This window comes from Nocardioides sp. NPDC057767 (assembly GCF_042798275.1).
Lineage (GTDB): Bacteria > Actinomycetota > Actinomycetes > Propionibacteriales > Nocardioidaceae > Nocardioides.
The window spans coordinates 10244-32550 of sequence record NZ_JBHVKJ010000059.1 but is presented as its reverse complement, the minus strand read 5'-3'; the positions used below and the strand labels follow the sequence as shown (position 1 = coordinate 32550).

At 70.0% G+C, this 22307-nt stretch carries 15 protein-coding genes and 1 pseudogene; 9 read left to right on the top strand and 7 right to left on the bottom strand.

Annotation, left to right across the window (positions count from 1 at the left end; all coding sequences use genetic code 11):
• Positions 1-71: 71 nt before the first annotated feature.
• The gene (aceE, locus tag ACFVDI_RS23980; RefSeq protein WP_378911286.1) at positions 72-2873 is read right to left on the bottom strand and encodes a pyruvate dehydrogenase (acetyl-transferring), homodimeric type; all 2802 of its coding nucleotides are present in this window, start codon (positions 2871-2873) and stop codon (positions 72-74) included.
• A 124-nt stretch (positions 2874-2997) separates the two neighbouring features.
• Between aceE and ACFVDI_RS23975 the strand changes: the two genes are divergently transcribed.
• Entirely contained in the window at positions 2998-3891 is an 894-nt protein-coding gene (locus ACFVDI_RS23975; protein WP_378911285.1) for a carbohydrate kinase, read from the top strand.
• On the opposite strand, the gene ACFVDI_RS23970 is transcribed toward ACFVDI_RS23975, so the two are convergent.
• The 4 genes from ACFVDI_RS23970 to ACFVDI_RS23955 all read right to left on the bottom strand — a co-directional run bounded on the left by ACFVDI_RS23970 (position 3888) and on the right by ACFVDI_RS23955 (position 7085).
• Positions 3888-4451: an RNA polymerase sigma factor gene (locus ACFVDI_RS23970; RefSeq protein WP_378911284.1), complete on the bottom strand. Its 564-nt coding sequence runs from the start codon at positions 4449-4451 to the stop codon at positions 3888-3890. The genes ACFVDI_RS23975 and ACFVDI_RS23970 overlap by 4 nt on opposite strands.
• A gap of 2 nt (positions 4452-4453) precedes the next feature.
• Positions 4454-4909 (bottom strand): peroxiredoxin family protein, encoded by a 456-nt coding sequence (locus ACFVDI_RS23965; protein WP_378911283.1) that lies wholly within the window; start codon positions 4907-4909, stop codon positions 4454-4456.
• Positions 4910-5001: 92 nt separating this feature from the next.
• Complete coding sequence (locus ACFVDI_RS23960; protein WP_378911282.1) at positions 5002-5964, bottom strand: NAD(P)/FAD-dependent oxidoreductase; 963 nt, start codon at positions 5962-5964, stop codon at positions 5002-5004.
• Positions 5961-7085, bottom strand: coding sequence for a glutamate-cysteine ligase family protein (locus ACFVDI_RS23955; protein WP_378911281.1), 1125 nt, complete (start codon positions 7083-7085; stop codon positions 5961-5963). Before ACFVDI_RS23955 ends, ACFVDI_RS23960 begins: the two co-directional genes overlap by 4 nt.
• A gap of 67 nt (positions 7086-7152) precedes the next feature.
• Here ACFVDI_RS23955 and ACFVDI_RS23950 point away from each other — a divergent pair, with 67 nt between their 5' ends.
• Both ACFVDI_RS23950 and ACFVDI_RS23945 read left to right on the top strand, forming a co-directional pair.
• Entirely contained in the window at positions 7153-7938 is a 786-nt protein-coding gene (locus tag ACFVDI_RS23950; protein WP_378911280.1) for a siderophore-interacting protein, read from the top strand.
• A gap of 189 nt (positions 7939-8127) precedes the next feature.
• Positions 8128-9270 (top strand): annotated as a pseudogene (locus ACFVDI_RS23945) (Cmx/CmrA family chloramphenicol efflux MFS transporter); the annotation flags it as partial.
• 94 nt (positions 9271-9364) lie between these two features.
• On the opposite strand, the gene ACFVDI_RS23940 reads toward ACFVDI_RS23945, so the two are convergent.
• Positions 9365-10549, bottom strand: coding sequence for a glycosyl hydrolase (locus ACFVDI_RS23940; RefSeq protein ID WP_378911279.1), 1185 nt, complete (start codon positions 10547-10549; stop codon positions 9365-9367).
• Between the two features lie 35 nt (positions 10550-10584).
• Positions 10585-11607 (bottom strand): LacI family DNA-binding transcriptional regulator, encoded by a 1023-nt coding sequence (locus ACFVDI_RS23935; protein WP_378911278.1) that lies wholly within the window; start codon positions 11605-11607, stop codon positions 10585-10587.
• Positions 11608-11745: 138 nt separating this feature from the next.
• On the opposite strand from ACFVDI_RS23935, the gene ACFVDI_RS23930 reads away from it, so the two are divergent.
• From ACFVDI_RS23930 to ACFVDI_RS23905, 6 genes are read left to right on the top strand one after another with little or no spacing between them, the layout of a single operon-like run.
• Positions 11746-13023: an ABC transporter substrate-binding protein gene (locus ACFVDI_RS23930; RefSeq protein WP_378911277.1), complete on the top strand. Its 1278-nt coding sequence runs from the start codon at positions 11746-11748 to the stop codon at positions 13021-13023.
• A complete protein-coding gene (locus ACFVDI_RS23925) occupies positions 13020-13925 on the top strand; it encodes a carbohydrate ABC transporter permease (RefSeq protein WP_378911276.1) in 906 nt (301 codons plus the stop codon). The genes ACFVDI_RS23930 and ACFVDI_RS23925 overlap by 4 nt, the downstream gene beginning before the upstream one ends.
• The gene (locus tag ACFVDI_RS23920; protein WP_378911275.1) at positions 13925-14803 is read left to right on the top strand and encodes a carbohydrate ABC transporter permease; all 879 of its coding nucleotides are present in this window, start codon (positions 13925-13927) and stop codon (positions 14801-14803) included. The genes ACFVDI_RS23925 and ACFVDI_RS23920 overlap by 1 nt, the downstream gene beginning before the upstream one ends.
• Positions 14800-16128, top strand: a complete 1329-nt coding sequence (locus tag ACFVDI_RS23915) for an AGE family epimerase/isomerase (protein ID WP_378911274.1) — start codon at positions 14800-14802, stop codon at positions 16126-16128. Before ACFVDI_RS23920 ends, ACFVDI_RS23915 begins: the two co-directional genes overlap by 4 nt.
• The gene (locus ACFVDI_RS23910; RefSeq protein ID WP_378911273.1) at positions 16125-19337 is read left to right on the top strand and encodes a GH92 family glycosyl hydrolase; all 3213 of its coding nucleotides are present in this window, start codon (positions 16125-16127) and stop codon (positions 19335-19337) included. Before ACFVDI_RS23915 ends, ACFVDI_RS23910 begins: the two co-directional genes overlap by 4 nt.
• Positions 19337-22297, top strand: a complete 2961-nt coding sequence (locus ACFVDI_RS23905) for an alpha-mannosidase (protein WP_378911270.1) — start codon at positions 19337-19339, stop codon at positions 22295-22297. Before ACFVDI_RS23910 ends, ACFVDI_RS23905 begins: the two co-directional genes overlap by 1 nt.
• Positions 22298-22307: the final 10 nt, after the last annotated feature.

Sequence of the window (22307 nt, the reverse complement as noted above, 5' to 3'; positions counted from 1 at the left end):
AAGAGACAGCCTCTGGCTCGCTTCGCTTCGCCAGACACGGGGTCAGATGCGCCGACTCGGCGCCACGAGGGTCAGGCGTCGCCGCCCTCCTGCATGATGCCCTTCGTGGCGGTCGGGTCGTCGATGCGGTAGGCGTCGAAGGCCTTCTTCACCAGCGCGGCATCGATCTCGCCGGCCTCGGCCAGGGCCTGGAGGGCCTGGACGACGACGGACTGGGCGTCGATCTGGAAGAAGCGACGCGCGGCCGGGCGGGTGTCGGCGAAGCCGAACCCGTCGGCGCCGAGGACGCGGTAGTCGTCCGGCACCCAGCGGGCGATCTGCAGCGGGACGGCCCGCATGTAGTCGGAGACCGCGATGACGGGGCCGTTGGACGCCGAGAGCTTCTCGGTGACGTACGGCGTGCGCGGGGTCTCGCCCGGGTGGTTGAGGCTCCACTGCTCGGCGTCGATGGCGTCGCGGGCGAGCTCGTTCCACGAGGTGACCGACCAGGTGTCGGCCTTCACGCCCCAGTCCTCCTCGAGGATGCGGGCGGCCTCCTCGACCCACGGGAAACCTACGCCGGAGGCCAGCAGGCGGACCTTCGGGCCGTCGCCCTCGGCGGTCGAGACCTGGTGGATCCCCTTCAGGATGCCCTCGACGTCGACGCCCTCGGGTTCCTTGGGCTGGCTGACCGGCTCGTTGTAGACGGTCAGGTAGAAGATGACGTTCTCGCCGTGCGGGTGCTCCTCGGAGGTGCCGTACATCCGCTCGAGGCCGCTCTGCATGATGTGGGAGACCTCGTAGGCGAACGCGGGGTCGTAGTGCACGACCGCCGGGTTGGTCGCCGCGAGCAGCGGGGAGTGGCCGTCGGCGTGCTGGAGACCCTCACCGGTCAGCGTGGTGCGGCCGGCGGTGGCGCCGATCAGGAAGCCGCGGCCCATCATGTCGGCCATGGCCCAGATCGAGTCGCCGGTGCGCTGGAACCCGAACATCGAGTAGAAGATGTAGAACGGGATCATCGGCTCGCCGTGGGTGGCGTACGCCGTGCCGGCAGCGGTCGCCGAAGCGAGCGCCCCCGCCTCGGAGATGCCCTCGTGGAGCAGCTGGCCCTGCGCGGACTCCTTGTAGGAGAGCAACAACTTGCGGTCGACGCTCTCGTACTGCTGACCGCCCGGGTTGTAGACCTTGGCGCTCGGGAACATCGCGTCCATGCCGAAGGTGCGGTATTCGTCCGGCGCGATCGGGACGATGCGCTTGCCGATCTCCGGGTCACGCATCCAGTCCTTGAGGAGCCGGACGGTGGCCATCGTGGAGGCGATCTTGTTCTTGCCGGAGCCCTGCTTGAGCTCGGAGTAGACCTTGTCTCCCGGCAGGGTGAGCGGCTTGAACTCGACCCGGCGCTGGGGGAGCGGACCGCCGAGCTGCTTGCGGCGCTCCATCATGTATTCGATCTCGGCGGACTCCGGACCCGGGTTGAAGAACGGAGCGGCGCCGGTCTGCTCGTAGGTCGCCTCGAGCTCCTTGTCGGAGATCGGCAGGAGCAGACGGTCGCGGAACTTCTTCAGGTCCGCCATGGTCAGCTTCTTCATCTGGTGGGTGGCGTTCTTGCCCTCCAGAGCGTCGATCGTCCAGCCCTTGATGGTGTGGGCGAGGATCACGGTCGGCTGCCCGACGGTCTTGGTGGCCGCGTCGAAGGCGGCGTAGACCTTGCGGTAGTCGTGGCCGCCGCGGGGAAGCTTGCGGATCTGCTCGTCGCTCATCTGCTCGACCATCTTGCGCAGGCGCGGGTCGGAGCCGAAGAAGTTCTCCCGGACGTAGGCACCGGTCTCGACCGAGTAGGTCTGGAACTGGCCGTCGGGGGTGGAGTTCATCTTGTTGACCAGGACGCCGTCGACGTCCTTGGCGAGCAGCTGGTCCCACTCGCGGCCCCAGATGACCTTGATGACGTTCCAGCCGGCGCCGCGGAAGTTGGACTCCAGCTCCTGGATGACCTTGCCGTTGCCGGTCACCGGGCCGTCGAGCTGCTGCAGGTTGCAGTTGACCACCCAGACCAGGTTGTCGAGCTCCTCGCGGGCGGCGACGCGGATGGCGCCGAGGGACTCGGGCTCACCCATCTCGCCGTCACCGAGGAAGGCCCACACGCGCTGGTCGGAGGTGTCCTTGATGCCGCGGTTCTGCAGGTAGCGGTTGAACCGCGCCTGGTAGATCGAGTTGATCCCGGTCAGGCCCATGGAGACCGTCGGGAACTCCCAGAAGTCCGGCATCAGGCGCGGGTGCGGGTAGGACGAGATGCCCTGGCCGACGCCGTGCTGCACCTCCTGGCGGAAGCGGAAGAGCTGCTCCTCGGTGAGCCGACCCTCGAGGAACGCACGCGCGTAGATGCCGGGGGAGGCGTGGCCCTGGATGAAGACCTGGTCGCCACCGCCGGGGTGGTCCTTGCCGCGGAAGAAGTGGTTGAAGCCGACCTCGTAGAGGCTCGCGGAGGACTGGTAGGTGGCGATGTGTCCGCCCACCTCGAGGCCCTTCCGGTTGGCGGAGGAGACCATGACGGCGGCGTTCCAGCGGATGAAGGCGCGGATGCGACGCTCGATGTCCTCATCGCCCGGGAACCACGGCTCGCGGTCGGAGGGGATGGTGTTGATGTAGTCGGTGCTTCGCAGGGCGGGCACGCCGACGGACTGCTCGCGCGCGCGCTCCAGAAGACGCAGCATGACGTAGCGGGCCCGCTCGCGCCCGCTCGACTCGAGCATGGCATCGAACGAGCCGAGCCACTCACTGGTCTCCTCGGGATCGATGTCCGGAAGCTGGGTCGGTAGACCCTCGTGGATTACGGTCGGCTGGGCGGGGGTCGGGCCCTGCGGACCACCAGTCGTCTCGGTGGATTCTTCGGTCACATCCTCAATGGTCGCACGCGGTCGAGAGCGGTCACGCACCCGCGGTGGGTTACTGGACAGTAGGCGGTTTCTGCTGGTCAACCCCGGAAAATTCATGCGTACGCCGAGTTGCTAGTCTGCCGCCGTGACCAGCCTGGATCGTGACAATGCCGCTGCGGACGTTTTGGTGGTAGGTGAAGCGCTGGTCGACGTGGTCACCACGTCCGACGGTGTGACCCAGGACCACCCGGGCGGCAGCGGTGCCAACGTCGCGGTCGCGCTGGGCCGGCTCGGCCGTCCGGTCCGCTACGCGGCCTCCTACGCCGACGACGCCCGCGGGCAGGCCCTGGCCGCCCACCTGGCCGGCGCCGGGGTCGAGATGGCCTGCGACCCGCACGTGCTGGCCCGCACCTCGACGGCGCAGGCCACCATCACGGCCGACGGGTCGGCGACGTACGTCTTCGACCTGGAGTGGAAGCTCGGCGAGGTCGCGGTGGGGACGCCGCGGTTCGTGCACATCGGCTCGCTCGCGCCGGTGCTCTCGCCCGGTGCCGAGACGGTCTTCGCGCTGCTCGACGGGCTCCCGGACTCCGTGCGCGTCCTCTACGACATCAACATGCGGCCCACCCTGACCGGAACCGGCCAGGAGATCGTCTCGCGCATCGAGCGGGCGGCGGCGTACGCCGATGTCGTCAAGGCCAGCGACGAGGACCTGGAGACGCTCTACCCCGGGATCGGTCTGGACAAGGCGGCCGCCCGGCTGCTCGAGCTCGGTGCCGGTGCGGTCGCGGTGACCCGCGGCGGCGACGGTGCCAGCTGGATCACCGCGTCCGAGCGGATCGACGTCGAGGCCCGGAAGGTGACCGTCGTGGACACGATCGGTGCCGGCGACACCTTCTCCGCCGGCCTCGTCGACGCGCTCTGGGACGACTTCGACCGCGACCGCCGTGAGGTGCTCGCGCACGGCGTCCGGGCGGCGGCCGTCACCGTCTCGCGCGCCGGTGCCAACCCGCCGACCCGGGCCGAGCTGGACGCCTAGGCCGCGTCTTCGAGGCCGGCCCGGAGCGCTGCCCGGGCGCGATGCAGGCGTGACTTCATCGCGGGCACGCTCAGGCCCAGGTGCTTGGCGACCGCTCTGCCGCTGTAGCCGTGTACGTCGCGCAGCAGCAGCACCTGCCGTTGGCCGGGCGGAAGCTCCGCGATGGCCGCGGCGACGAGGCGAGCCTCGATCCCTGCCAGCGCGTCCTCCTCCGCCGACGAGCTCGGTCGAAGGGGCAGATCGGTCACCTCGGCGAGGACGTGCCTCCTGCTGATGCTCCAGCGGCGTACGCACTCGTTGCGCACGATGGTGAACATCCACGACGCCAACGCCCCGGTCGCTCGTAGCGTCCCGATCTTGCGGTAGAGGATGACCAGCGCCTCCTGCGTCGCATCCTCCGCGTCTTGCTCGCTCAGGCACAGCGACGCGGCGAACCGCCGCACGTGCGGGTGGGCGCCCTCGACGAGCACCGAGATCGCGGCCACGTCGCCGGCCTGCGCCGACCGCACGACGGCCCCGTCCGGCCACGAGCGGCCCATGCCAGTCTGCTGGTTCGCCACGGTCACCCCGCGTGTTGGGGCAGGGCGTCGAGCGCCGCGAGGACATCGCGGTGACGGTATCCGCCGGTGGGCATGGTGACGATGTCGGCGTAGGTGATCCGGCCGGTGGCGTCCGCGATGACGGTGCCGGACTGCATCATCGAGCCGAGCAGGCGGCGGGCGAGGCCGAGCTCACCGTGGAGGCCGGGGACGACGGGGAACGGGACCTGCCGCCGCTCCGCCCATGCCTGGGCTGCGGTCACGTCCTCCGGGACGGCGACCAGGACGCGGACGCCTCGGCCGCGGAAGTCCTGTGCGTGCGAGGTGAGCGTGCGTACGTGGGCGTTGCACATCATGCAGGTCGTGGTGCGCATGAAGTAGATCAGCGTGCCCCGGTGGCCTTCACCGAGAAGCGTGGCCGTCGTGCCGTCGCTCAGCTGCACCGAGGTGTTCTCGATCGTGCTTCCTACGTCGATCACGGGTGTTCCTCTCTGTCCTGCCCGCGGCGCGGGCTGTCGCAGATTGGAGTGGTCCGGCCCGTAAAAGGATTCACCTCGGCCGCGGCCGGCGATCAGCCGGAACCGAGCCGCTCGGCGAGCGTACGTCCCAGCCAGGCCGCCGAGCGGATGGCGCTGCCGCAGTTGGCGACGAGGACGCCCGGGCTGGGCTCGTCGACCACCAGCGTCTTCTGCGCGGTGTCGACGCCCCAGAGGATGTCGTCGACGCGGGCGTCGCGGAGCCAGGGCAGAGTCGCGGCGAGACCACTGTCGAGGATCTCCTTCCAGTGGTCGACGGGGCCCGAGGTGTCCTCGTCCTCGACGATGTCCTCCTGGCCGACGAGCACTCTCAGCTGCCCGTCGATGAGCTTCACGAAGACATAGCCGAACCCGTCGCCGATCGGCACGATCGTGTGGGGCAGCAGCTCGCGTTCGGGCGGAACCGGGAGGTCGAGCACGAACAGCTGGCGCTTCTCGGGCTCCGCACTGGCCTGCGGGAACACCGACGCGTTCGCCGCGCCCAACGCGCCGAGGACGCGGGCGGCGCGGATGGTGCCGCGGGAGGTCTCGACCAGGTGGCCGTTGCCGTCAGGGCGTACGCCGCTGACGAGCGCCTCAACGAATGTCGCTCCCGCCTCGAGCGCCTGGTCGCGGAGCATCCCGACGAGCCCGGTCGCGGAGACGTTGAGCGCGGGGATGTGCTCACCGGTGTGCAGCAGGTGGTAGGTGTTCTCGATCATCCCCAGCTCGGCGCCGTCCGCGGCACCACGGATGAACTGCTCGGTCTGGGTCGTCATCTCGCGCTTGACCGGGTCCGGCCACGTCCACCGGATGCTGCCTCCCGAATAGCGATAGGTCGCGACATGACCGGGGTCGTCGGTGGGATCGTGGTCGATCAGCACCACACGCAGGCCGGGCCGCGCCAGGAACGTGGCCGTCGCTGCGCCGATCGGGCCTGCTCCGCAGATCGCCACGTCGGCCTCCGCAGGCAGTGTCACGAGTCGGTCAGCGGGCAGGTCGGCGGGGAGATCAGTCAACGAAGTCCTTCCGGGTGGTACATCAGGCCGGTGCGCGAATATGCGTCCAGAAGGCTATCGGCTGGAGTGCGTCCCTCGCTCAGCAACTGGTCCAGACCATCGAGGTGGCCGACTTCGTGCCGCAGGCCAGCACGTTCGGAGAGCGCCCGGCGGGCCGCCGCGAGCACCTGGCGGGCGCCGGCAGCGATCTCGGGGTCGGCGAACGCGGCGGTCGCGGCCCGCTGGTGGAGGTCGCGACTGGGCTTGTCGGCGAGCCCGGGAAGGTCGTCGGCGAGGCACACGCCGAGCGTCAGCGCCGCCCCGGCGAGCAGCAGATCGCGGGTGAGGAAGGAGTCGAAGGCCTTGAACTCGATGCGTCCCTCCTCGCGAGCGATCCGTGGTCGGTGGACCATCGTGGGCTCGGTGCCGGCGGGCGGATCGACGAAGCAGCGCGCCGCCACCCGGCGCCAGGTGCGCTCGTAGGTCCGCTTGCTGGGGCCCTGCCACTGCCGGCCGGCGTGGAAGGGTGAGCTGAAGCTGAACGGCACCATGAAGGGGCTGTAGTAGGTCAGCCGACGCGTCACCTCGACGACCTGCGCCGCGGAGAGCCCGGGGAAGGACAGGTTGATGTCGGGGCCGTAGCTCAGGTTGGAGACCTCGGCGTGGTCGTACTCCCGGTGCTCGGCCCGCATCCGCTGCTCCCACTCGTTGAGCGGCGGGTCGAGGACGTACGCCTCGCGGACCGGGTTGAAGCCGACGATGGCCAGGTGCAGGCCGAGCGGCTCGAGACGCTTGGCGATGTCGCTCTGCAGGTCGACGAGCCGCTCGGCGGCCTCGGTGATGCTCGGGCAGATCGGGGTGCGGATCTCCACCCCCTTGACCAGCATCGTGGTGAAGGTGCCCTCGGGGTCGAACCGCTCGTCGCCCTCGAGGTACCAGTAGCCGCTCTTGATGCCGAGGTCGCCGCGGACGAGACCGTCGTCAGTGGTGCCGGAGCCGTCGGCGAGAGCGCTGTGGAGGGCGTCGAAGTCGAGGTCTTCGAAGTCATGGAATGTGCCCACGTCGCGAATCGCGCCCGCTCCTACGTCGGGTGACTCCGTCACCAGGGCATACTCGAACTCGAACCCGGCGGAGTAGAGCACGGCGCAACTCTAGGGCAGTCGGCGGGCCACCATCTGCATTTCTCAGAAATTAGGTTAGGCTCCCCTCATGTTTCGCGCGGTCAAGCCGGAGGCAAAGCCGGAGACACGGGTCGTGGTCACCGCCACCCGTCGGCTCAGTCCTGGGATGATCCGCGTCCATTTCCGCGCCGAGGACCTCTCCGCGTTCGACGGCAGCGTGTGCACCGATCGGTTCCTGCGCCTGGAGATTCCCGTCGGTGACGGCTCGACCGTCTGCCGCACCTACACGGCGCTCGACCCCTCGGTCGCCGAGGGCACCCTGGCCGTCGATTTCGTGCACCACGGTGACGAAGGTGTCGCCGGCCGCTGGGCCGCGACCGCGGCTCCTGGAGACGTGCTGACCGTGCGAGGGCCGGGAGGGACGTACGCCCCGGACCCGGCTGCCGACTGGCATCTCCTCGTGGGCGACGAGTCGGGGCTGCCCGCGATCCGGGCGGCGCTGGCGGCGCTGCCGGCCGACGCGGTCGGTTACGCCGTGATCGAGGTGCCCTCCGCGGAGCACCGCCAGCAGGTCGAGGCGCCGGCCGGGGTCGAGGTGCGCTGGGTGGACGCCACCGTCGACCCGCCCCTGGAGAGCGTCGTGCGCGAGCTGCCCTGGCTGCTCGGCCGCGTGCACGCCTTCGTGCATGGCGAGGCAGAGGTCACGATGCAGCGGATCCGTCCCTACCTGCTGCGTGAGCGAGGGATGCCCCGAGGTGACCTGTCGATCTCCGGCTACTGGCGCCGCGGCAACAGCGAGGACAGCTTCCGGGTGTGGAAGCGCGGGCAGGCCGTCGACCGCCAGGTGGCGTACGCCGGCAGGGCCCTGCGGTAGCCTTCAGGCCATGTCGAGCCCTGAGGCAAGCACTGTGGGGGCTTTCGGTCACGCCGTCAGCCCCCTGAACCACTGAGGTTCTAGCTCCTCCGCCCCGGCGCGTTTCGCGCGGGCGGTCGTTCGGCCATCCCGGGTGCTGGCCGTGGTGACGAGACGCCTTCCGTCCGTTTTCTGCCTCGGAGTATCCACATGCCTCTCGCGCTCTATCTGCTCGCCCTGGCGGTCTTCGCCATGGGCACCTCGGAATTCATGCTCGCCGGTCTCGTGCCGGCCATCGCCGCCGGCCTCGACGTCTCGGTCGGGACCGCCGGTCTGCTCACGTCCGCGTTCGCGGTCGGGATGATCCTCGGCGCACCCGTCATGGCCGCCTTCGCGCGTCGGTGGCCGGCCCGCGCGGCTCTCCTCGGCTGTCTGGCCCTCTTCGCCGCCTGCCACGTCGTCGCAGCCCTCACCCCGACCTTCTCCGTGCTGTTCGCGACCCGGGTGGTGGCGGCGGTCGCCAACGCCGGGTTCCTGGCCGTCGCGCTCAGCACCGCGACCAGCCTCGTCGCACCAGATCGGAAGGGACGTGCGCTCGCGGTCCTGCTGTCCGGTACGACGCTCGCCACCGTCGCCGGTGTGCCCGCGGGCGCGCTGCTCGGCACGGCCCTGGGGTGGCGGGCCACGTTCTGGGCGGTCGCGCTGCTGTGCGTGCCGGCCGCCTTCGGGATCGCCCACGGAGTGCGGTCCGGCACCCGGGAGACATCGGCTGTGCCGGGTCCGTCCTTGCGCGCCGAGGTCGCCCAGCTGAGAGCGCCGCGACTGCTCGTCGCGATGTCGCTGGGTGCGCTGGTCAACGGCGGCACCTTCGCGGCGTTCACCTTCCTGGCGCCGATCGTGACCGGCACGGCCGGGCTGGCCGAGATGTGGGTGTCGCTGGCGCTGGTGCTGTTCGGCATCGGCTCCTTCGTCGGGGTTGCCGCCGCCGGGCGGCTCTCCGACCGGTACCCGCGGCTGGTCATCTGCGCGGTCTCGCCCGCGCTGCTCCTGGGGTGGCTGCTCCTGGGTCTGCTCGCCGACCGCCCGGTGCCGCTGCTCGTGCTGGTATTCGCCCAGGGCGTCCTGGCGTTCGCGGTCGGCAGCAGCCTGATCGCGAGGGTGCTCTACGCGGCCTCTGGCGCGCCGACCATGGGTGGCGCCTACGCCACCGTGGCGCTCAATGTCGGCGCCGCGGCCGGGCCGGCGATCGGAGCGGTCGCCCTGTCGGAGGCCGGCGGCCTGGGGCCGGTGTGGGTCGCGGCGGTCCTGACGGGGGTCGCGGTGATCGTCTCCGTGCCCTCGCTCCGTCTGATCGCACCGCGGGACCGGCACGGGGAAGGCGCCGTGCCGGTCTCGTGATCGGCCGCGGCCATGACCGGACCCCGGGCCGGCCAAGGCCGGGCCCGGGTCAGCGGGGCGCGACGATCTCGACGGGCCCCTCGACCCGGGCGGCGACCCAGGTGCGGTGGAACTCGCTGCCGGGCGCGACCTCGGCCCGGCGCTCGGGCTCGCGGAGCAGGTCGACGGGGCACTCGAGCTGCCTGCGCGGGCTCGGCGTCGGCCGGGTGCCGCCGTGCTCGGCGATCGCCGCCGCCAGCGCCTCGGCGACCGGCTTGCGCCGGTGGTCGACGGTGAAGAGACCGAGGTCGTACTCCCGCTCGGGGAAGTCGACCAGCGACCGGTCGAGGTCGTGGGAGCACCACCAGGTGATGCCGAACAGCGCCGGGTTCTGGGCGACGTGATCGATCGTGCCGGTGACGAACTCCCGCACCGAGCCCGGGTCGATCTCCGGCAGGGGAGCGCCGATCTCCTGGAGCCAGACCGGGCGCCCCGGCTCGGGGGCGTACGCAGCAGCGAGCTCGACCAGGTAGTCGGCGTGCGTGAGCGTGGCCGGTCCCAGGGGCGCGTCGATCGCGCCGACGCCGTTGAAGACCCATGAATGCACGGTGCTCAGGTCGCCGAGCGTGGTGACGTCGGCGGGTGCGAAGGGGTGATCGGGCGCGTAGAAGGCGTCGTCGAAGAGCGAGTGGAGGCAGAGCAGGCCGGGGGCCGCCGTGCGGGCGGTCTCGAGGAGCTCCTGTGCCCAGGAGCGGGAGTCGGCGATGGTGGTCGGGTTGGACGGCCACAGGTTGTTGACCTCGTTGCCGAGGGTCAGGGCGAAGACGTTGTCGCGGGTGGCGACCGCGGCGGCGAGGGTGTCGACGTAGGTGCGTAGGCCGGCACGCACCTCCGGGTCGCTGAAGACCGACCGCTGGTGGTGGGTGAGGACCCACGACGGCAGGAAGTCGAAGCTCGACAAATGGCCCTGGACCAGGTCGACGCAGACGTCGAGGCCGTGGGCGGCGGCCAGGTCGATGGTGGTGAGCACGTCGTCGACCGCCGTGGAGCGGATCAGCGAGCGGTTGGGCTGGATCCACGGCCAGACCGGGAAGATGCGTACGTGGTCGAGACCGAGGCCGGCGAGGTCGTCGAAGTCGCGGGCGATCTGGTCGGCGTCGAAGTCGAGCCAGGAGTAGAACCAGCCGGCTGAGGGCACGTGGTTGGCTCCGAAGCGCAGCGGGGCAGTGGCGGAGGGGGTCGGGTGAGCTGGCACCCGCGCAATATAAACCGTTTAAGTAAACCAGGCAATCAGTGTCCGGCGGGCGGAGCCGTGCTCTCCCGTGGGACGAGCACCGGGGTGCTCGACTGGTGGCGCACGGTGAGGGTCGGGTCGGCGATCAGCCGGAGCAGCTCGCGGGCGGCCTCGGTGGCCCAGCCTTGGGTGTCGCGGGTCAGAGCGGTCAGCGCGGGATGGGTGAGCCGGGCCAGCAGCGAGTCGTCGAAGGAGAGGATCGAGAGGTCCTGCGGCACCCGCACCCCCATCTCCAGCGCCACGCCCAGACCGGCCACGGCCATCACGTCGCTGTCGTAGACGATCGCGGTCGGCCGCTCGCGCCGCGACAGGACCCGGCGGGTGATGACCGCGCCCTCGGAGTCGCTGTAGTCGGTCGGGATCGACACCACCTCGGCCAGCTCGTGGCGCGCCTTGGCCTCGGTGAGCACGTCCATCCGGCGTTTGGTGTGCAGGAACTGCGGCATGCCGGCGACGTGGACGACGTTGCGGTGGCCGAGGGCGGCGAGGTAGTCGACCGCCTCGTGCATGGCCTCGCTGTCGTCGGCCCAGCTGTAGCTCAGCGACGTGTCAGGGAGCGGTCCGCCGAGCACCATCACCGGCACGTCGAGCGCTTCGAGGACGGCGAACCGGGGGTCCTCGATGAGCGGGTCGAGGAGCACGAAACCGTCGACCCGCTTCTCGGCCGCCCAGTTGCGGTAGGCCGCCATCTCCGCCTCGGGGTCCTCGACCACGAGCAGCTGCAGCGCGGTGCCGTCCTCGGCCAGGCCCGCCTGCAGGCCGGAGACGACCTGGCCGAAGAAGGGCTCGAGCCCGAGCGTACGAGCAGGGCGGGACAGGATCAGGCCGACAGCTCCGGCGCGCGAGTTGCCCAGAGACCTGGCGGCCCGGTGGGGGCGCCAGTTCATCTCGTCGGCGACGGCCAGGATGCGTCGCCGGGTCTCCTCGCTGACTCCCGGCCGTCCGTTGAGCGCGAACGAGACCGCGCCCTTGGAGACGCCGGCGCGTTCGGCGATGTCCGCGATCGTGGGTCGTGCCATCGGGCAAGTCCTTCCTGGGGTGAGGCGGGGGCGATTGTGGCGTCCCTCACACGGATGCCTTGACGGCACACCTCGTTCGGTGAATAGTACGGCCCGAACTTAACCGCTTTATCAAAAGCATTCAGCAAGGAGCCGAAAATGAGCGTACGCCGGTTGGTGGGGGTCGCCGCTGGATTGGCCATGGGCGTCACTGCGATGACGGGTTGCGGGACAGGCGACGAGCCGTCCGCCGGTGACCTCGACGGCAAGATCGAGGGCAAGGTCTCGATCCAGACCTGGGCGCTGAAGCCCAAGTTCACCGACTACGTCGAAGGCGTGATCGACGCCTTCGAGAAGGAGAACCCGGACGTCGAGGTCACCTGGCTCGACCAGCCCGGCGACGGCTACGACCAGAAGGTGCTCACCCAGGCCCAGTCCGGTGATCTCCCCGACGTCGTCAACCTGCCGCCGGACTTCGCGCTGCCGCTGGCCGAGCAGGAGCAGCTGCTCGACCTCGAGAAGACCGACGTCGATCTGGAGGGCACGTTCGTCGAGGGCGGCCTGGAGGGCTACCGCTACAACGGCCTCGACGGCACCTACGGCTACCCCTGGTACCTCGGCACCGACGTGAACTACTGGAACACCAAGCTGCTCGAGGACAACGGCCTCGACCCCGAGAACCTCCCAACCGACTGGGACTCGCTCTTCGAGCAGGCGGCGACGTACCAGAAGACGGCCAAGGGCTCGTCCTACCTGGTCAGCCGCAAGCCGGGCATCAACGACTTCCAGAACCTCGGCGTCGAGATCTTCAACGAGGACGGCACCGAGCTCACCTTCAACCAGCCCGAGGTCGTCGACCTGGTGCAGAAGTTCGCCGACGGCTATGAGGCGGGCCTGCTGCCGAAGAACCTGCTCTCGGAGGAGTTCCAGGGCAACTCGGCGATGTACAACGAGTCCAAGGTCGCCTGGACCACCGGTGGTGGCCAGCACATCAACACGACCTTGCAGACCGAGGCGCCCAGCCTCGTCGACGTGACGACCTCCAACCACGCCTTCGGTGACGGCCCGCTCTACGTCCAGGGTCTCGCGGTCAACGCCGGGTCGGAGAATCTCGCGGCCGCCAACGCGCTCGCCCAGTTCGTCACCAACGCCGAGAACCAGAAGGCCTTCGCCGAGCTGGTCCCGGGCATCTACCCGAGCACGACCGAGTCCGCCGAGGACGAGTTCTTCTCCAAGAGCGACGGCACCAACGCCGGTGACGCCCAGGTGACCGCGTTCGAGACCCTCTCGACCGCGATCCCCAACAACCCGCGCTGGTCGCCGGCCATGGAGACGATCCTGCAGCAGCAGCTCGCCGCGGCGATCACCGGAGACGCGACCCCGCAGGAAGCCCTCGACAAGGCCGTCGAGGAATGCAACAAGATTCTCACCCAGTGACGAGTCCGATCACGAGGCCGGGTGGCCAGGTGCGTGACCACCGATGGTTCACGCCCTGGCTGCTCGTCGCGCCGGCTGTGGTGTGGCTGTGCGTCTTCAACGTCTATCCCGCCCTCAACACCATCTACATGGCGTTCACCGACACCAAGCCACTGGGCGGCGGGGAGTTCACGGGGCTGACCAACTTCGAGCGGATGCTCGACGACGACCAGCTCGTCCACGCGCTGACCAACTCGATCCTCTACATGATCGTCTGCGTACCGCTGCTCACCCTGCTGCCGCTGCTGCTTGCGGTGCTGGTGGAGAAGAAGCTGCCGGGCCTGACCTTCTTCCGGGTCACCTTCTACACCCCGGTGGTCGCCTCGGCGGTCGTGGTCGCGCTGATCTGGAGCTGGCTGCTCGACGACCGCGGCGCGATCAACTCGATCCTGTCGACGTTGCAGGTGGTCACCGAGCCCATCCCGTTCCTGACCGACCGTTGGCTCCTGCTCTTCAGCGCGATCAGCCTGACGGTCTGGAAGGGCCTGGGCTACTACATGATCATCTACCTCTCGGCCCTCGGGAACGTCGGCAAGGAGTTGCACGAGGCGGCCGCCGTCGACGGCGCCGGTCCGGTCCGCCGCTTCTGGAGTGTGACCGTCCCGGGCGTACGCCGCACGATGCTGCTGATCACCATCCTGATCACGATCTCGGCGCTGCGCGTGTTCACCGAGCTCTACGTGATGACCGGCGGCACCGGCGGCCCCGGCGGCAAGGTGAGCTCGATGGTCATGCTGATCCAGCTCTACTCCACTGGCTTCACCGGCAGCCTCGGCTACGCCTCGGCGCTGAGTCTGCTGCTCTTCGTGCTCACCCTCCTGCCGATGCTGCTGCTGGCCCGGCTCAACCGGAAGGACGGCTGATGACCGACAGGCAACCGCGTGCGCCGCGCGCGAAGAGGTCGTACTCCTTCCATCGGATGTCGACGGGCGAGATGGTGACGCGCTACGCGTTGCTGCTGGTGGTGCTCGCGATCACGATCCTGCCCTTCGTGTGGCAGCTGTCGACCTCGCTGAAGTCGATCGAGGAGGACGTCTACTCCTCGACGCCGAGCTTCATCCCCGAGCACCCGACGTTCGCCAACTACGTCAAGGTCGCCGAGGTCGTGCCGGTCGTCGACTACGCGATGAACTCGGTGATCGTCGCCGTCCTGGTCGTGGGCGGCAACATCCTCGGCGCCACGATGGCGGGCTACGCGCTGGCGAAGCTGCGCTTCCGCGGGTCGAAGCTGGTGCTCGGCGCGCTGCTGGCCACCCTGATCCTGCCGGGGGAGGCCACGATCATCGCCCAGTACGTCACGGTCCGCTCGCTCGGCCTGACCGACACCCTGCTGGGGGTCGCGCTGCCGGGCATGATCGGGATGATCAACGTCCTGCTGATGCGGGCGGCGTTCACCGCGATCCCCGACGAGCTCGAGATGGCCGCCAAGGTCGACGGCGCCAACGCCTGGCAGCGCCTGATCCACGTCAACCTCCCCGGCGTACGCGGCATGCTGAGCGTCATCTCGATCTTCGCGTTCATCGCGGCCTGGGACGACTTCCTGTGGCCGCTGATCGTGCTGACCGACCCGGAGAACCTCACGCTGACCGTCGGTCTGCAGTATCTGTCCGGCACGTTCACCAACAACCCCCGCCTGATCGCGGCAGGCACCATGATCTCGTTCGTCCCGATCGTGATCGTCTTCGCGGTGCTGCAGCGCTACTTCTTCCGCGGGGTCGAGGAAGGGGCCATCAAGGGATGACCGACCAGCAACTGACCGCCGCCGAGATCGCCCGCTTCGAGGAGGAGGCCTCCCGTCTGCTGGCCTTCGCCCGTGGGGCCCGCCATGAGGGCGGCGGGTTCGGGTGGCTCGACGAGCGCGGTCGGCTCTCTCCCGAGCGGCCTGTCGAGACCTGGATCACCTGCCGGATGACGCACGTCTTCGGGCTCGCGCAGCTTCGCGGCGAGGCGTGGGCCTCGGCGTACGTCTCCCACGGGGTCGCCGCGCTCACCGGGCTGCTGCACGACGATGACAGCGGCGGATGGCACTCCGCGGTCTCCCCGGAGACCGGCGAGGTGGTGAGCACCGTCAAGGAGGGCTACGCCCATGCCTTCGTCGTGCTCGCCGCCACCACCGCGTACGCCGCCGGCCACCCCGACGGGGAGACGCTGCTCGAGGACGCGCTCGGTGTGATGGAGGAGCGGTTCTGGCGCGAGGAGGACGGGCTGATCCTCGACGTGTGGAGCCCCGACTGGGGCTCCCTGGACGGCTATCGCGGGGTCAACGCGAACATGCATGCCGTCGAGGCGTTCCTCGCGGTCGCCGAGGTGACCGGGCGCCGGGTCTGGCTCGACCGGGCGGTGCGGATCCTCGAGCGGGTCGTGCACGGCTTCGCTCGCGAGCACGACTGGCGGCTCCCGGAGCACTTCTCCTCGTCCTGGTCGGTCGAGCTGGACTACAACATCGACGATCCGGGGCATCCGTTCCGGCCGTACGGGGTCACCATCGGGCACCTCTTCGAGTGGGCGCGGCTGGCGCTGCACGCGCGGATCATGCTGGGGGCGGAGGCGCCTTCGTGGCTGCTCGAGGACGCGCGGTCGCTGCTGGCCGCCGCGGCCTCGCGGGGCTGGGCGGTCGACGGTGCACCCGGCTTCGTCTACACGACCGACTTCGCTGACAAGCCTGTGGTGCGCGAGCGGATGCACTGGGTCGCCGCCGAGGCGGTCGCCGCGGCCTGGACACTCTTCCGCGACACCGGATCGACCGATGCGCTGGCGGACGTACGTCGCTGGTGGGCCTACTGCGAGGAGCACCTGGTCGACCGGGAGCTCGGCTCCTGGCGCCACGAGCTCGACGCCGACAACCAGCCCTCGGCCACCGTCTGGCCGGGCAAGCCGGACGTCTACCACGCGTATCAGATGGCGATCCTGCCGTTGCTTCCTGCGAAAGCGAGCTTTGCGGGCGCGGCCGTCACCCTGGTCGAGCCCGGCGAGTGCCAGCGAGCCGGTGTCGAGACCAACACGGTCCCGTCGGGCGCGGACAGTGGGCGTGTTGGACTCGGCTCGACCAAGGGGAGGACTGCGTGAGCCTCACTCTCGGGAACGGGCCGGCCGACCCCGTCAACGCACGTGCGGGCGTGGGATATGCCTCGCCGCGGGCGTGGTGTCTCGAGATCGCGCCCGGAAACGGTGACGTCGAGGCCGAGCTCCCGGTCGATGCGCCGATCGAGGTGGCCGCCGGGGACGAGCTGCGCTTCGTCGTCTTCCCCGAGTCGGCCTCGGGCGACGAGAGGCGGTGGGACTCGACGTACGTCTGTGTGGACGGGCTGCTCGACGACGGCCGGCGGCTCAGCGAGATCGGGCTGGTGGACCAGTACGGGCAGGCGCTGACCCCGGCCGGGCAGGGCGAGGGGAAGCGGGCGTGGGTCGACCAGTGGAACCTGCGCCGGGTGGCTCTGACCGGGCTCGCCGGGCGCCGGATCGAACGACTCCTCGTCGTGGCCCGGGCGTCCGACGTGGCGCTGCGGGTGTGGGTCGACGACATCCGGATCGGGCCGGCCCGCGTGCTCGCGGCCGCTCCGCTCGACCAGGTGGACACCCGGCGTGGGACCCACTCCAGCGACCGGTTCTCGCGGGGCAACAACGCGCCGCTGGTCGGCCTGCCGCACGGCGGCGTGTTCGGCCTGCCGATGACCGACGCCTCGGCCGGCAACTGGCCCTACGCCTGGCACGCGCACCACCGCGACACCGCCGGCGGACCCAACCGGCCGGCGATCGAGGCGTTCGCGACCTCGCACATCCCGAGCCCGTGGATGGGCGACCACGGGGTCTTCCAGGTGATGCCGAGCCCGCTCGTCGAGCCGGACGACGACCGGCGGGCGCGGTCCCTGGGGTTCGACCACGCCGACGAGGAGGCCGGGCCGCACCGTTACGCGGTCGCCCTCGACGACGGCGTCACCGCCGAGCTCGTCCCCGGTGACTTCGCGCTCGGGATGCGGTTCACCGGGGCGCGCTCGCTGGTGCTCGACCATCACGGCAGGATCCGGTCGCTGACCTGCGAGAACGGCGGCGGCGAAATGGTCGTCCGTGCTCTCCTGGACGACCGCGAGGGCAAGCCCGCCCAGCACATCCACCTCCGCGTCGCCGGGACCTCCCAGCTGCGCCTGGGTGAGGGCCGGCTCCGCGGCCACATCGCGCTGAGCGGGGCGGGGGCAGTCGACGTACGCCTGGGGATCTCGACCGTCAGTGACGAGCAGGCGGCCGCCAACCTCGAGTCCGCCGGATCGTTCGACGAGATGGCCGCGACGGCCAGTGCTGCCTGGGAGCAGGTCCTGGCGAGTGTCGAGGTCGAGGGCGCGAGCGAGGACCAGCTGGTCTCGATCCGGTCCGGGCTCTACCGGCTCTTCCTCTACCCGAACCGCTACGGCGAGGGGCCGTTCCACGCGCACGTCTCGCCCTACGACCTGACCACCGTCCGGCACGCGCCGATGACGGTCACCCACGGCTTCTGGGACACCTACCGCACCGCCTGGCCGCTGCTCGCGCTGCTCGACCCGGCCGGTGCCGGTTCGCTGGCCGAAGGTTTCGTCGAGCACTTCCGCGACCGCGGCTGGACACCGCGCTGGAGCGCCCCGGCGGCCGAGGACTGCATGACCGGCACCACCTTCGACACGGTGCTCGCCGACCTCGCCCTGCGCGAGGTGCCAGGGATCGATCTGGAGACCGCCTATGTCTCCGCGTTGAAGAACGCGACCGTGCCGCCTGATGACGTACGTGTCGGCCGCAAGGGGCTGCGGCGCGGGATGTTCGCGGGTTACGTCGACACCGACACCCACGAGGGCCTGTCGTGGACTCTGGACAACGCGATCAACGACTGGGGGATCTCTCGGCTGGCTCGGAGGTTGCGGGCGGGCGGGGTAGTCCAGGGAGTTTCCGTCGGTCTACCGGTCAGTAACCGACGGAAACTCCCTGGACTATCCCGCACCCCGGACGACCTTGCCGCCGAGGAGGAGTACTTCGCGCGGCGGGCACTCGGATATCGCAACGTGTTCGACCGTGAGCGAGGGTTCTTCATCGGGCGCGACCCCACGGGGGAGTGGCGTGCAACGTTCGACCCCGACGTGTGGGGCCACGACTACACCGAGACCAACGCCTGGGGCACCGCGTTCACCGCGCCCCACGACGGCGCCGGGCTGGCCGAGCTGCACGGCGGCGAGGCGGGGCTCGGTGCGAAGCTGGACGAGTTCTTCGTCCGTCCCGAGACCGGCGCGGCCGAGCTGAGCGGTCACTACGGGTTCGCGATCCACGAGATGACCGAGGCCCGGGACGTACGCATGGGGATGCTCGGCCTCTCCAACCAGCCGGCCCACCACATCCCGTTCATGTACATGTTCGCGGGCCGGCACGACGACGCCCACCGGATCGTCCGCGAGTGCCTCTCCCGGCTCTTCGTCGGCTCCGACCTCGGCCAGGGCTATCCCGGCGACGAGGACAACGGCGAGATGTCGGCCTGGTACGTCTTCGCCACGATCGGGCTCTATCCCCTGGTGCCGGGTTCGGCGTCCTACGTGATCGTCCCGCCGTCTGTGCGGCGCACCGTGCTGCGGCCGACCGACGGCAAGGAGATCGTCATCGAGGCGGTCGGCGCCGGCGGCCACATCCGCTCGGTGACCCTCGACGACGAGCCCTGGGACGAGATCTCCATCCCGCACGCCCGCCTGTCCGGCGGCGCCCACCTGGTCGTCGAGCTCTCCGAGACGCCCTGCGGCTGGGCGAAGGACTCCCGCCCGCCCTCGGCCTCGATCCTCTCCGGATCGCGTCGGCCGATCGTCGATCTCGCCGAATCTGCAGAACTGGTCGCCGAGACCGTAGTTGTGGGGGACGAAACTCCACATTCGTCGTCCACAACCACCGACTCGGCCGCCACAAGTGCCGTTTCGGCGCTGGTCGACGATCGGGGCGAGACCCAGGTGGCCCTGGCCGCCGGGGACCGGATCGAGGTGGCGCTGGCCGCTGAGCGGCGGTTGTCGCTCTACACCGTCACCTCTGCCCGGGCGGGGGAGATCGGCTGGGAGCTGGAATACCTCGATGTCACGGGCGACACGGTGGCCCGCGAGGAGCGGGCCGGCGAGACGTACGTCTGGGCAGGTCAGACCCGGGTTTTCCGGATCCGCCGTGGAAACCCCGTCACGGCGGGAGCCGTACGGTTCACCGCGTCGACCGACTGCGTGCTCACGCAGCTGGAGTTCATCGAAGACGACGCCGACAACAGAGACGACAGACAGGACGAGCACTGATGCACGACGACGTACACCTCACCGAGGGCCGGGTGAGCCGGGTCCTCAAGGAGCGCCTGTGGCCGGCGGTCCACACCGCCTCGGCGCCCGTGAGCGTCGCATGGCACGAGCTGCCCGGGGAGCCGATCGCTCCGGCCGACGGGCTGGCGCTGACCTACGAGCCCTTCGAGGTCGGCAGCGACTGGGGTCCGGCCTGGGGTACCGCCTGGTTCCGGATCACCGGGACCGTGCCTGCGGAGTGGGCGGGGAAGCGGGTGGAGCTGGTCTGCGACCTGGGCTTCGACGTCAACATGCCCGGCTTCCAGTGCGAGGGGCTGGTCTACACGCCCGACGGCGAGCCGATCAAGAGCCTCAATCCGCGCAACCAGTGGGTGCTGGTCGCCGACGAGGCGAAGGGCGGCGAGGAGATCGAGCTGTTCCTGGAGGCCGCGGCCAACCCGGTCCTGCTCGACTACCACCCCTTCCTGCCGACGCAGGAGGGCGACATCGAGACGTCATCGAAGAAGAGGCTCTACACGACCCGTCGGATCGAGCTCGCCGTCTTCGAGCAGGACGTCTTCGAGCTCTGCCTCGACCTGGAGACGCTCCACGAGCTGCAGGTCGAGCTGCCCGAGGGGCCGCGCAAGTTCCGCATCCTGCAGGCCATCGACGACGCCCTCGACCGGGTCGACCTCCAGCGGATCCGGGAGACCGCCGCGGAGGCGCGGAAGGCGCTCACCGAGGTCCTCGAGGCGACCGCGCACGACTCCGCGCACCGGATCACCGCGATCGGCCACGCGCACATCGACTCCGCCTGGCTGTGGCCGGTGCGGGAGACGATCCGCAAGGTCGCCCGCACCACCTCCTCGATGACCGAGCTGCTCGGCGAGGACCCCGACTTCCGCTACGGGATGTCGAGCGCCCAGCAGTATGCGTGGCTCAAGGAGCACCGTCCCGAGGTCTACGCCAAGGTGAAGGCCGCGGTCGCCGAGGGTCGCTTCATCCCGCTCGGCGGCATGTGGGTCGAGTCCGACACCACGATGCCGTCGGGGGAGTCGCTGGTGCGGCAGTTCCTCTACGGCCAGCGCTTCTTCCAGGACGAGTTCGGGATCCGCTGCCACGGCGTGTGGCTGCCCGACTCCTTCGGCTACAGCCCGGCACTGCCGCAGCTGATGAAGCGGGCCGGGTTCGAGTGGTTCTTCACCCAGAAGATCTCCTGGAACCAGGTCAACAGGTTCCCCCACCACACCTTCGAGTGGGAGGGCATCGACGGCTCCCGGATCCTGAGCCACTTCCCGCCGATGGACACCTACAACTCCCGGCTCTCCGGCGAGGAGGTCGCCAAGGCCTCCCGGCAGTTCCGGGAGAACCGGGTCGCCACCGGGTCGATCGCTCCGGTCGGCTGGGGCGACGGGGGTGGCGGCACGACCCGGGAGATGGCCGGCAAGGCCCGTCGTCTCCGTGATCTCGAAGGCTCCGCGCAGGTGTCCTGGCGTCACCCGGACGACTTCTTCGCCGAGGCCCGGGCGGAGCTGCCGGACCCGGCCGTGTGGGTCGGGGAGCTCTACCTCGAGCTCCACCGCGCCACCCTCACCTCCCAGCACCTCACCAAGCAGGGCAACCGGCGCTGCGAGCACCTGCTGGTCGAGGCCGAGCTGTGGTCGGCCACCGCCGCCGTCCGCGGCCTGCTCGACTACCCCTACGACGAGCTGGACGCCCTGTGGCAGCAGATCCTGCTCCAGCAGTTCCACGACATCCTGCCCGGGACGTCGATCGCCTGGGTGCACCGGGAGGCGGCCGCCCAGTATGCCCGGGTCGCGGAGGCCGCCGAGGCTCTCGTCGACCGGGCGCTCACCGCGCTCGCCGGCGAGGGAACCGTCGCGCTGCGTGCCGACGGACGCGTCGGGCGCGTCCTCGCGGCCGAGCCCGCGGCGGCCGTGTCCGTGATCGAGAAGGACGGGACGTACGTCTTGGGGAACGGCATCGTCGAGGTCACCGTCTCCGCCGAGGGCCTGATCACCTCGGCGGTCGACCTGGCGACCGGGCGCGACGCGATCCCGGCCGGGGCGGAGGCCAACCTGCTCCAGCTCCACCAGGACTTCCCGAACATGTGGGACGCCTGGGACGTGGACCGGTTCTACCGCAACCGGGTCACCGACCTGCGCGAGGTCACCTCGATCAAGATCACCGAGGACGGGCTGGTCGTCGAGCGGCCCATCTCCGCCGACTCCTCGACCACGCAGGTGCTCTCGCTGGCACCCGGCTCGCGCGTGCTCGACATCGCGCAGAGCACCGAGTGGCACGAGACCGAGAAGTTCCTCAAGGTCGCCTTCCCACTCGACGTCAAGGCCGAGCAGACGCTCGCCGAGACCCAGTTCGGATACCACCGCCGCCCGACCCACACCAACACCTCGTGGGAGGCGGCGAAGTTCGAGACCTCGATGCACCGCTGGGTTCTGGCCGAGGAGCCCGGGTTCGGAGTGGCGCTGATCAACGACTCCACCTACGGCTTCGACGTGACCCGTCCGACCGCGCTCACCACCGAGGTGCGGCTCTCGCTGCTGCGGGCGCCGCGGTTCCCCGACCCGGAGACCGACCAGGGCGTGCAGACCCACCGCTACGGCCTGGTCATCGGGGCTTCCGTCTCGACCGCGACCGAGGCAGGAGCGGCGCTCAACACCCCGGCCCGTCAGATCACCGGCGCGGACGCCGTCGAGCCGCTGGTGACCGTCTCCGGTGAGGGTCTGGTGGTCTCGAGCGTGAAGCTCGCCGCCGACCGGTCCGGCGACCTGGTCGTGCGTGTCTACGAGTCGACCGGCGCGCGTACGCAGGGGGAGCTGCGCGTCGCCGAGAGCTACGAGCGGGTCGAGGAGATCTCGCTCGTGGAGGACCCGATCGCCGAGGTGAGCGCCGACGGCGGTGTCGTCGCGCTCAGTCTCGGGGCCTTCGAGGTCCGCACCCTGAGGTTCCACCGCAACTAAAGGAGACCAG